Origin of the sequence: Mycobacterium sp., assembly GCF_046095365.1 — a bacterium.
Taxonomy (GTDB): domain Bacteria; phylum Actinomycetota; class Actinomycetes; order Mycobacteriales; family Mycobacteriaceae; genus Mycobacterium.
This window is the reverse complement of sequence record NZ_JBJTJF010000081.1, coordinates 1-10,531: the sequence shown is the minus strand read 5'-3', so window position 1 is coordinate 10,531 and position 10,531 is coordinate 1. Positions and strand designations below refer to the sequence as shown.

Here is a 10,531-nt window from a genome sequence, read left to right as displayed (position 1 = left end):
AGCATCGCGCCGGCGGCCTCGGCCGGGCCGCGGCCGGCCAGCCAGATGACGGTCCGCGGCCGCGCGCCGTCCAGCTGCGCCAGGGCGCCTTCCTCGACGGCGGCGGCGGTCGCCCGGACCTGGGCCCCGGCCATCGCCGAGGCCCGCAACAGCCCGTCGCGGTCGGCCTCGGCCAGCCCGCCGGCGTCGTCGAGGTCGACGACGGTTCCTGCGGAACTCATCGGCGCGCTCCGGCACCGGCCGTGATCTGCTCGGTCGCAGCGGCGACGATCGCGGCGACCTCGTCGGCGGTGCGCGCCTCGACATTGAGCCGCAGCAACGGCTCGGTGTTCGAGGTCCGCAGGTTGAACCAGGCGCCGTCACCCAGATCGACTGTCACTCCGTCCAGATTGTCGACTGAAACAGTCTGAGCCGCAAAGGATTTCACTACGGCGTCGACACAGGCCGGCGCATCCTCTACGCGGAAGTTGATCTCGCCGGAATCCGCGTAGCGCTGGTAGGCGGCCATCAGTTCCGACAGCGGCCGGTCCTGACCGCCCAGCGCGGCGAGCACGTGCAGGGCCGCCAGCATGCCGGAGTCGGCGCCCCAGAAGTCACGGAAGTAGTAGTGCGCGGAGTGCTCGCCACCGAAGATCGCACCGCTGTCGGCCATCAGCGCCTTGATATAGGAGTGGCCCACCCGGGAGCGCACCGGCGTCCCGCCGCGCTCGGCGATCACCTCGGGCACCGCCCGCGAGGTGATCAGATTGTGGATCACCCTGGCCCCGGGCTCCCGGGCCAACTCCCGGTCGGCCACCAGAGCGGTGATAGCCGACGGCGAGACCGGGCGTCCGCGTTCGTCGACGACGAAGCAGCGGTCGGCGTCCCCGTCGAAGGCCAGCCCGACGTCGGCCCCGGTGCGCAGCACGTAGTCCTGCAGATCGACCAGGTTGGCCGGTTCCAGCGGGTTGGCCTCGTGGTTGGGGAAGGTGCCGTCGAGTTCGAAGTACAGCGGCAGCACGCTCAGTCCGGCAATCCCGCCCAGCACCGCCGGTGCGGTGTGGCCGGCCATCCCGTTGCCGGCGTCGACGGCCACCCGCATCGGACGCAGCCCGCGGAGATCGACCAGCGACCGAAGGAACGCGCCGTACTCGCCGAGGACGTCCTGGTCGCGAACGGTTCCGCGGGCGCCGGTCCAGCCCTGGCCGGGTCCGTCGATGACCTCCTGGCGGACGACGGCCAGTCCGGTGTCCTCGCCGACCGGCTTGGCCCGGGCCCGGCACAGTTTGATGCCGTTGTAGGCGGCCGGGTTGTGGCTGGCGGTGAACATCGCGCCGGGGCATTCCAGCAGGCCGGAGGCGAAGTACAGCTCGTCGGTGCTGGCCAGCCCGATGCGCACCACATCGAGTCCCTGGGCGGTGACGCCGCCGGCGAACGCCGCCGCCAGCCGCGGCGAACTCTCCCGCATGTCATACCCGATGACGACGCGCGAGCCGCCCTCGCCGCGCATCAGCCGGGCGAACGCCGCGCCCACGTCGGCCACGAAAGCCTCGTCGATTTCCGAGTCGACCAACCCTCTGACGTCGTAGGCCTTGATCACCCGGCGCACGTCGGCAGCGGACCTGGGCATGCCCGTCAGCCTAGCCGGGAGAGTCAGTCGGCGGGGTCGGGAAGAACCCGCAGATGCCCCCTGCGGCGGGCCGATCCCGCCGAGGGCGCGGCCCCGCCGCGCGGCCCGGCGGGGGCGGTGCGGGGCTCGGAGACCCCGGCGCGCGGCGAGCCGCCGGAGACCCGGCCCTCCCGGACCGCCTCGGCCAGCGCGATGAGGTCGTCCTCGTCGGGGTTGGTCGGCAGCGGTCCGGCGTGGCGGACCAACTCCCAGCCGCGGGGCGCGGTAATCCGGCCGGCGTGCGCGAGGCACAGGTCCCAGGAGTGCGGCTCACGCGCGGTCGCCAGCGGCCCCACCACTGCGGTGGAGTCGGCGTAGACATACGTCAGGGTCGCCACCGCGTAATGCGCGCAGCCGGGCCGGCTGCAGCGACGGGGAACATTCACGCCGGTGAGGCTATCGCGGCGGATCGGCGCGTGACGCCGGACACGCGCGGGGCCGGATTGAGTCGATGTGCAACCGTTACGATCTGCAGTCCATGGCCGATCCCCGCAGTTCCCGGCGCGGCGGCCCGACGGGTGGCGGATCACGGCGCGGACGCGATATGCGCGGACCTCTGCTTCCCCCGACGGTGCCGGGCTGGCGCAGCCGGGCGGAGCGCTTCGACATGGCGGTGCTGGAAGCCTATGAGCCGATCGAGCGGCGCTGGCACGAGCGGCTCGCCGAACTGGACGTCGCCGTGGACGAGATTCCCCGCATCTCACCGCGGGATCCGGATACCGTGACGTGGCCCCCGGAGGTGGTGGCCGACGGACCGATAGCGTTGGCCCGTCTCATCCCGGCTGGAGTTGATGTCCGCGGTGACGCCACGCGGGCTCGAATAGTGTTGTTCCGCAAGCCGATCGAGCGGCGGGCGAAGGACTCGGTCGATCTGACCGATCTGCTGCATGAAATTCTGGTGGCGCAGGTGGCCACCTATCTGGGCGTCGAACCCTCAGTCATCGACCCCAGCATGGACCCCGACGACTGACTTCAGATGATGCCGCGCTTGAGGCGCCGGCGCTCCCGCTCGGACAGACCGCCCCAGATGCCGAACCGCTCGTCGTTGGCCAGGGCGTACTCCAGGCAGGCGTCGCGCACCTCGCAGCCCAGGCAGATGCGCTTGGCCTCGCGAGTCGAGCCGCCCTTCTCCGGGAAGAACGCCTCCGGATCGGTCTGCGCGCACAGCGCCTTCTCCTGCCACTGCGGGTCGTCCGGAGTCAGCGGCGCGTCGATCAGGTCGGGCACCACGCTCAGGTGCGCCCGTGCCGCCGATCCCGCGCCGAGCGCCCCGAGGAAGTTCTCGTAAGACATATCAGCCCTTCTGGTTTTGCTGTGCGACTGCCTATTCATTTCGAACATGTGATCGAATCACGGTCTGCAACACCGAAACCGGCAGGTCGACCGGGAAATGACACTGCTGTGATTAGACAGTGCCGAGGTTGCCGGGTCAAGCCGTTGAGGGCATTTCTTTACCACTTTTGTTATCCGATCCGGTGTGTCGACGCCTTGGCGTGTCTAGCGAGTTACGTCACTGTGACCGCCTGCGGGCGGCCGCGGCGCGAGGAATAGGGTCGCGCTGTGAAGGTCACCGTTCTGGCCGGCGGCATCGGCGGCGCCCGGTTCCTGCTCGGCGTGCAACGACTTCTCGGCCTCGGCCGGTTCGCCTCGCAGCCCGGATCCGGCGACGGTCACGAGTTGACCGCCGTGGTCAACGTCGGCGACGACGCCTGGATGTTCGGTGTGCGCATCTGCCCGGACCTGGACACCTGCATGTACACCCTGGGCGGGGGCATCGACCCCGAACGCGGCTGGGGGCACCGCGACGAAACCTGGCATGCCAAGGAGGAACTCGCCGCCTACGGCGTGCAACCGGACTGGTTCGGGCTGGGCGACCGCGACCTGGCGACCCATCTGGTGCGCAGCCAGATGTTGCGGGCCGGGTACCCGCTGTCCGAGGTGACCGAGGCGCTGTGCCACCGGTGGTCGCCCGGAGCCAGGCTGCTGCCCGCCAGTGACGACCGCTGTGAGACGCACGTCGTCGTCACCGAACCGGCATCCGGCGAGCGCAAGGCCATTCACTTTCAGGAGTGGTGGGTGCGTTACCGGGCCAAGATCCCGACTCACAGCTTTGCCTTCGTCGGTTCCGAGACCGCCTGCGCCGCACCAGGAGTCGTCGATGCGATCGCCGGCGCGGACGCCGTGATACTGGCGCCGTCCAATCCGGTGGTCAGCGTCGGGGCGATAATGGCCGTGGCCGGCATCCGGGGCGCGTTGCGATCCACCGCCGCCCCGGTGATCGGCTACTCCCCCATCGTCGCCGGCCGACCGTTGCGCGGCATGGCCGACGAATGCCTGTCGGTGATCGGCGTGCAGACCAGCTCGCAGGCCGTCGGCAGGCACTATGGCGCACGGTCGGCCACCGGACTGCTGGACTACTGGCTGGTCCACGAGGGCGACGACGCCGACGTGCCGGGTGTGACGGTCAAGTCGGTTCCGCTGCTGATGTCGAACCCCGACGCCACCGCCGCGATGGTCCGGGCCGGACTCGAACTGGCCGGGGTCGGGCCGTGACGGACCCCCGCCCGTCCGGCGGCGACCACGGAACCGCCGCACCCGTCGAGATCCTGCCCGTCACCGGGCTTCCCGAGTTCCGGCCCGGCGACGACCTCGCCGCGGCCATCGGCGCGGCGGCGCCGTGGTTGCGAGACGGCGACATCGTCGTCATCACCAGCAAGGTGGTCTCCAAGTGCGAAGGCCGCATCGTGGCCGCGCCGCCGGACCCGGATGAGCGCGACGATCTGCGGCGCGCGCTGATCGAGACCGAGGCGGTCCGCGTGCTCGCCCGCAAGGGCCGCACCCTGATCACCGAGAACCGGCACGGCCTGGTCCAAGCGGCGGCCGGGGTGGACGGATCCAACGTCGCGCCAACCGAATTGGCGCTGCTGCCCGCCGACCCCGACGCCAGCGCAGCCGCGCTGCGCGCCGCGCTGCGCGACAGCCCGGGAGTGGACGTCGCGGTGGTCATCACCGACACGATGGGCCGGGCCTGGCGCAACGGCCAGACCGACGCCGCCATCGGCAGCGCGGGCCTGCCCGTGCTGCACAGCTACGCCGGCACCCACGACCGGCACGGCAACGAACTGCTGGTGACCGAGATCGCCGTCGCCGACGAGGTCGCCGCGGCCGCCGATCTGGTCAAGGGCAAACTGACCGGGGTCGCGGTCGCGGTGGTGCGCGGACTGGCGATGAGCGACGACGGGTCGACGGCGGCCGGGCTGACGCGCGGCGGCGCGGACGACCTGTTCTGGCTCGGCACCGACGAGGCCATCGGACTGGGACACCGGCAGGCCCAGTTGCTGCGCCGCTCGGTGCGGCGGTTCGCCGACCGGCCGGTCGAACCGGAGGTGATCGAGGCCGCCGTCGCCGAGGCGCTCACCGCGCCGGCGCCGCATCACACCCGGCCGGCCCGGTTCGTCTGGCTCGCCGACCGGACCCGCCGCGACGAACTGCTGGACCGGATGCGGCAGGCCTGGCGATCCGACCTGGCCGGCGACGGAAAGCCCGCCGACGCGATCGAACGGCGGGTCGCGCGCGGGCAGATCCTCTACGACGCCCCCGAGGTGCTGATCCCGTTCATGGTGCCCGACGGCGCGCACCACTACCCCGACGCGGCGCGCACCGCCGCCGAACACACCATGTTCACCGTCGCGGTCGGCGCCGCGGTGCAGGGCCTGCTGGTGGCACTCGCGGTGCGCGGGGTGGGCAGCTGCTGGATCGGGTCGACCATCTTCGCCGCGGACGTCGTGCGTTCGGCTCTCCAGCTGCCCGCCGACTGGGAACCGTTGGGCGCCATAGCGATCGGCTACCCGATCGAACAGAACGGTCCTCGCGATCCGGCCCCGGCGGGCGAGCTTCTGGTGCGGCGGTGAGCCTGCACGACTCGGTCGTGGCCGAGCTGACCGACTGGAGCGCCCCGAACCCCGATCAGGACGCACTGCGGCACTGCGTGCTGGCCTTCCTGCAGGCGCGTCCCGACGGCTGCCAAAGGTCCTGCGTCCCCGGCCACATCACCGCCTCGACCCTGGTGATCCGCCGCGACCGGGCGCTGCTGACCCTGCATCCCCGCCTCGGCCGCTGGGTCCAGCTCGGCGGCCACTGCGAGCAGTCCGACCCCGACATCGCCGCCGCCGCGCTGCGGGAGGCGACCGAGGAGTCGGGCATCGGGGATCTGCGGCTGGACCCGCGGCTGGCGGCGATCCACGTCCACCCGGTCACCTGCTCGCTGGGTGTGCCGACCCGGCACCTGGATCTGCAGTTCCTGGCCCACGCACCGGACGGGGCCGAGCCGGTGATCAGCGAGGAGTCGCTGGACCTGCGGTGGTGGCCGCTCGACGCGGCGCCCGGCGAGTTCGACGCCGGGCTGGCGCAACTGGTGGCCGCGGCTAGACGTCGCTCGAGTACCTGATCCCGCAGTCCGGGATCATCACTCCGGGCCACACCCGGGCGCCGCGCAGCAGTTCGCAGCGCGCCCCGATGTCGGCCCCGTCGCCGATCACCCCGTCGCGGATCAGTGCGCGCGGGCCGATCCGCGAACCGAACCCGATGATCGAGCGCTCGATCACCGCCCCGGGGTCGATGCGGGCGCCGTCGAAGATCACCGCACCGTCCAGTCGCACCCCCGCGCCGATCTCGGCTCCCCGTCCGACCACTGTCCCGCCGTAGAGCAGCGCTCCCGGGGCCACCGAGGCCCCGTCGTGCACCAGGCTCTCCCCGCGCTGGCCGGCCAGTGCCGGCGAGGGGGCGATGCCGCGCACCAGGTCGGCCGAGCCGCGGACGAAGTCCTCCGGAGTTCCCATGTCGCGCCAGTAGGACATGTCGACGTGCCCGCACACCTTGGCTCCGTCGGCCAGCAGCGCCGGGAAGACCTCGCGTTCCACCGACACCTCCCGGCCGCGCGGGATGCGGTCGATCACGCCGCGCTTGAAGATGTAGGTGCCGGCGTTGATCTGATCGGTGGGCGGATCCTCGGTCTTCTCCAGGAACGCCAACACGTTTCCCTCGCCGTCGGTGGGGACCGACCCGTAGGCGCGCGGATCGCTGACCCGGACCAGGTGCAGGGTCAGGTCGGCGTCACGCTCGGCGTGGGTGGCGAGCATGGCACCCAGGTCGGCGCCGGAGAGCACGTCGCCGTTGAACACCATGACGGTGTCGTTGCGAAGCCTGGGGGCGACGTTGGCGATACCGCCCCCGGTGCCCAGCGGGTGCTCCTCGGTGACGTAGTCGATCTGCAGCCCGAGTTTGGAGCCGTCGCCGAATTCGGCCTCGAAGGTCTCGGCCTTGTAGGAGGTGCCCAGAACCACGTGCTCGATGCCGGTCGCGGCGATCCTGGAGAGCAGGTGGGTCAGAAACGGCAGCCCGGCGGTGGGGAGCATGGGTTTGGGGGCCGACAGCGTCAGCGGCCGAAGCCGGGTGCCCTTGCCGCCGACCAGCACGACGGCGTCCACCTTCTTCGGGTCGACGCGCGGCCCGTCGCCGGATTCGGTCATCTCGTCCCTCTCGCCAGTTCGCGGCGGGACTTCCGCACCGCCGCACGCGCCCGGACCCGCAGCGCACCTTTCATCGTCCACCGCAACGGCGCCTGCCACCAGCCGGTGTGGCGATCCGACAGGTAGATATAGGTGCTGTCGTGGTGCGCGCGCAGGTTGCGCGCCGGATTGCGGCCGGTCGAGTGACCCTTGTCGTGCAGGATCTCCGAGGCCGGAACGTAGACGTTGAGCCAGCCCGCGCGGCCGAGCCGGTCGCCGAGGTCGACGTCCTCCATGTACATGAAGTAGCGCTCGTCGAATCCGCCGACGTCGTCGAACGCCCGGCGCCGCAGCAGAAGACAGGACCCGGAAAGCCAGCCCACCGGGCGCTCGCTGGGCCGCACGTGCTCCTGCCGGTAGGACCTGGTCCAGGGATTGCCCTTCCAGGCGAACCCGACCACGGCGTGCATGCCGCCGCGGACCAGGCTGGGCAGGTGGCGCGCGGACGGGTACACGGCGCCGTCCGGGTCGCGGATCAGCGGGCCCAGCGCCGCGGCCCGCGGCCAGCGGGCGGCCGCCTCGAGCAGCGCGTCGATGCTGCCCGGGCCCCACACCACGTCCGGGTTGGCCACGATCACGAACTCCTGCTCGGCGGGAATGTCCGCGACCGCGCGGTTGACGGCGGTGCCGTAGCCCAGGTTGCCCCCGGTGCGAAGCAGCCGGGTACCCGGGTAGCGTTCGAGGGCCTCCTCGGGGGCGCCGTCGGTGGACCCGTTGTCGGCGATGATCACCCGCACGGGCAGGTCGGTGGCCACCGTCAGCGAGGACAGGAACCGGTCCAGGTGCGAGCCCGACGAGTAACTCACCGTGACCACGCTCAGCGCCGGCCCGCTGCTCACAGCGGAACCGCCAGCGCCGCGGCCAGGGCGTCCCGCCACGGCCGCAGGGCGGTCAGACCGGCGCGCACCGACTCGGCCATCGACAGCGCCGAGTAGACCGGGCGGCGGGCGGGGCGGGCAACGGCATCGGTGCCCACCGGCCGGATCCGCTGCGGATCCGCCCCGAGCAGTTCGAAGACCGCGCGGGCCTGCTCGAAGCGGCTGGCCGCCCCGGCGTTGGCGACGTGCAGCAGCGGCGCCCGGATCGTCCCGCCGGCCACCTCGAGCAGGGCGGCGACCAGGTCCCGGGCATAGGTCGGCGACCCGGTCTGGTCGGCCACCATGTCCACCGTGCGGTCGGTGCCTGCCAGCCGCCGCATCGCCGCGACGAAATCGGTGCCGCTGCCGCCGGTGTAGACCCATGAGGTGCGCACCACGTGGGCCCCGGGCAGTTCGGCGTGGACCGCCAGTTCGCCGTCGAGCTTGCTGCGCCCGTACACGCTCAGCGGACCGCACGGATCGGAGATCTCGTAGGGACGGCGCAGGTCCCCGGCGAAGACGTAGTCGGTGGAGATGTGCACCAGGCGTGCTCCGGCCGCCGCGCAGGCCCGGGCGATGATTCCGGGCCCGGCCGCGTTGATGGCATGGGCCGCCCGCGGATCGGACTCGGCGGCATCGACGTCGGTGAACGCGGCACAGTTGACCACGACATCGCCCGCGCCGACGTGTCGCCGGACCTGCTCGGGCTCGGTGATGTCCAGGTCACGGTGGGTCAGGGCGACCACGTCGTAACCCCGGCCGGCCGCCCCGCCGGTCAGAGCCCGACCCACCTGGCCGCCGGCACCGGTGATCACCATCCGCACGCCGATGAGTCTGGCACGCCGGTTTGGGCTACCGGGGATGCGCCCGGGTCACCAGTAGCCTGGGCTGGTGTCAGATGAGACGGAAGTGACGGCAGTGACACACTCGCGCCCGCTGGCGCGCACCATCATGGCGCTGCTGGCGGTGGCGATCCTGCTCGGCACCGGGGTGGCGTGGGGATCGGTGCGCAACTTCGAGTCCGGCATCTTCCACTTCACCACCGCGCTGCTGGGCGGCCGGGCCGACGACGGCGCCACCGACATCCTGCTGGTCGGCATGGACAGCCGCACCGACGCGCACGGCAACCCGCTGACCGAACAGGAACTGGCCGAGTTGCACGCCGGCGACGAGGCGGCGACCAACACCGACACCATCATCCTGGTTCGCATCCCCGACAACGGCCGCTCGGCCACCGCGATCTCGATCCCGCGCGACTCCTACGTCCAGGCCGCCGGACTGGACAAGACCAAGATCAACGGCGTCTACGGGCAGGTCAAGCTGGACCGGATGAAGGAACTGGTGGAGAACCAGGGTATGGATCCGGCCGAGGCCGAGCCGCAGGCCGTCGAGGCGGGACGCAACGCGCTGATCAAAACGGTGGCCGACCTCACCGGTGTCACCGTCGACCACTACGCCGAGATCGGCCTGCTGGGTTTCTCGCTCATCACCGACGCCCTGGGCGGCGTCGAGGTATGCCTCAAAGACGCGGTGTACGAGCCTCTTTCGGGTGCGGATTTCCCGGCCGGCTGGCAGCGTCTGGATGGACCGCAGGCGCTGAGCTTCGTCCGGCAGCGACACGATCTGCCCCGCGGCGACCTCGACCGGGTGGTCCGCCAGCAGGTGGTGATGGCTTCGCTTGCCCACCAGGTGATTTCGGGCAAGACGCTGAAGAGCCCGGCCACCTTGAACCGGTTGCAGAGCGCCATCCAGCGCTCGGTGGTGATCTCCTCGGGCTGGGATGTGATGGATTTTCTCAAGCAGCTGCAGCGCCTGGCCGGCGGTAACGTGGCCTTCGCCACCATCCCGGTGCTCGCCGAGGACGGATGGAGCGATGACGGCACCCAATCGGTGGTCACGGTCGACCCCGGTCAGGTGCGCGACTGGGTGAAGAGCCTGCTTCAGGATCAGGACCAGGGAAAGACCGCCAAGATCACCTACTCGCGCGAGCAGACCACCGTCGACGTTGTCAACGACACCGACATCAACGGCCTGGCCGGCTCGGTGTCGGAGCGGCTGAGCGCGGCGGGCTTCACCGGCGGGACGGTCGGCAACAACGAGGCGACGACGATCACCGAGAGCCAGGTGCTGGCGGCCACCGCCGACGATCTGGGCGCGCAGGAGGTCGCCGGCGAGCTCGGCGGACTTCCGGTCAAAGCCGACCCGTCGGTGCCGGCCGGCACGGTGCGGGTGGTGCTCGCCGAGGACTACGAGGGACCGGGCTCCGGGCTGGACGGCACGCTGCCCGCCTCGGCGACGGTCTCCGACGCCGCCGCCGAGGCGGCCCCCGACGGCGCGCCGCCGCCGTCGCCGGTGATCACGGCGGGATCCGACGATCCCAAGTGCGTCAATTGACGACCCTGACCGACGCGCTGCTGGACCCGCTGCTGTCCGCCGGCTCGGCTGCCGACCGGATGGGC

At 71.4% G+C, this 10,531-nt stretch carries 11 protein-coding genes and 1 pseudogene; 5 read left to right on the top strand and 7 right to left on the bottom strand.

Annotation, left to right across the window (positions count from 1 at the left end):
- From ACKOQ4_RS06980 to ACKOQ4_RS06970, 3 genes and pseudogenes are all read right to left on the bottom strand, one after another.
- Positions 1-221, bottom strand: a pseudogene (locus tag ACKOQ4_RS06980) (TobH protein); the annotation flags it as partial.
- Complete coding sequence (locus tag ACKOQ4_RS06975) at positions 218-1,609, bottom strand: phosphomannomutase/phosphoglucomutase (RefSeq protein ID WP_526290200.1); 1,392 nt, start codon at positions 1,607-1,609, stop codon at positions 218-220. The pseudogene ACKOQ4_RS06980 and the gene ACKOQ4_RS06975, both read right to left, overlap by 4 nt.
- 23 nt (positions 1,610-1,632) lie before the next feature.
- On the bottom strand, positions 1,633-2,034 hold the full coding sequence (locus tag ACKOQ4_RS06970; RefSeq protein WP_526290198.1) for a DUF3499 family protein: 402 nt from the start codon (positions 2,032-2,034) through the stop codon (positions 1,633-1,635).
- A gap of 158 nt (positions 2,035-2,192) precedes the next feature.
- Here ACKOQ4_RS06970 and ACKOQ4_RS06965 point away from each other — a divergent pair, with 158 nt between their 5' ends.
- On the top strand, positions 2,193-2,618 hold the full coding sequence (locus ACKOQ4_RS06965; RefSeq protein WP_526290206.1) for a metallopeptidase family protein: 426 nt from the start codon (positions 2,193-2,195) through the stop codon (positions 2,616-2,618).
- Between the two features lie 2 nt (positions 2,619-2,620).
- Here ACKOQ4_RS06965 and ACKOQ4_RS06960 read toward each other — a convergent pair whose 3' ends face one another.
- On the bottom strand, positions 2,621-2,941 hold the full coding sequence (locus ACKOQ4_RS06960) for a WhiB family transcriptional regulator (RefSeq protein ID WP_526290196.1): 321 nt from the start codon (positions 2,939-2,941) through the stop codon (positions 2,621-2,623).
- 267 nt (positions 2,942-3,208) lie between these two features.
- Between ACKOQ4_RS06960 and cofD the strand changes: the two genes are divergently transcribed.
- The 3 genes from cofD to ACKOQ4_RS06945 are packed head-to-tail and all read left to right on the top strand — an operon-like array spanning position 3,209 to position 6,095.
- The gene (gene cofD / locus ACKOQ4_RS06955) at positions 3,209-4,201 is read left to right on the top strand and encodes a 2-phospho-L-lactate transferase (protein ID WP_526290194.1); all 993 of its coding nucleotides are present in this window, start codon (positions 3,209-3,211) and stop codon (positions 4,199-4,201) included.
- A complete protein-coding gene (locus tag ACKOQ4_RS06950) occupies positions 4,198-5,559 on the top strand; it encodes a coenzyme F420-0:L-glutamate ligase (protein WP_526290192.1) in 1,362 nt (453 codons plus the stop codon). The genes cofD and ACKOQ4_RS06950 overlap by 4 nt, the downstream gene beginning before the upstream one ends.
- A complete protein-coding gene (locus ACKOQ4_RS06945) occupies positions 5,556-6,095 on the top strand; it encodes an NUDIX hydrolase (protein ID WP_526290190.1) in 540 nt (179 codons plus the stop codon). The genes ACKOQ4_RS06950 and ACKOQ4_RS06945 overlap by 4 nt, the downstream gene beginning before the upstream one ends.
- Here ACKOQ4_RS06945 and manB read toward each other — a convergent pair.
- The 3 genes from manB to rfbD are packed head-to-tail and all read right to left on the bottom strand — an operon-like array spanning position 6,073 to position 8,890.
- Positions 6,073-7,176 (bottom strand): mannose-1-phosphate guanylyltransferase ManB, encoded by a 1,104-nt coding sequence (manB, locus tag ACKOQ4_RS06940; RefSeq protein WP_526290188.1) that lies wholly within the window; start codon positions 7,174-7,176, stop codon positions 6,073-6,075. The two genes, ACKOQ4_RS06945 and manB, sit on opposite strands and share 23 nt — an antisense overlap.
- Positions 7,173-8,054, bottom strand: coding sequence for a glycosyltransferase family 2 protein (locus ACKOQ4_RS06935; protein ID WP_526290186.1), 882 nt, complete (start codon positions 8,052-8,054; stop codon positions 7,173-7,175). Before ACKOQ4_RS06935 ends, manB begins: the two co-directional genes overlap by 4 nt.
- Complete coding sequence (rfbD, locus tag ACKOQ4_RS06930) at positions 8,051-8,890, bottom strand: dTDP-4-dehydrorhamnose reductase (RefSeq protein ID WP_526290204.1); 840 nt, start codon at positions 8,888-8,890, stop codon at positions 8,051-8,053. Before rfbD ends, ACKOQ4_RS06935 begins: the two co-directional genes overlap by 4 nt.
- 133 nt (positions 8,891-9,023) lie before the next feature.
- On the opposite strand from rfbD, the gene ACKOQ4_RS06925 reads away from it, so the two are divergent.
- Positions 9,024-10,466: an LCP family protein gene (locus ACKOQ4_RS06925; protein WP_526290202.1), complete on the top strand. Its 1,443-nt coding sequence runs from the start codon at positions 9,024-9,026 to the stop codon at positions 10,464-10,466.
- Positions 10,467-10,531 lie beyond the last annotated feature (65 nt).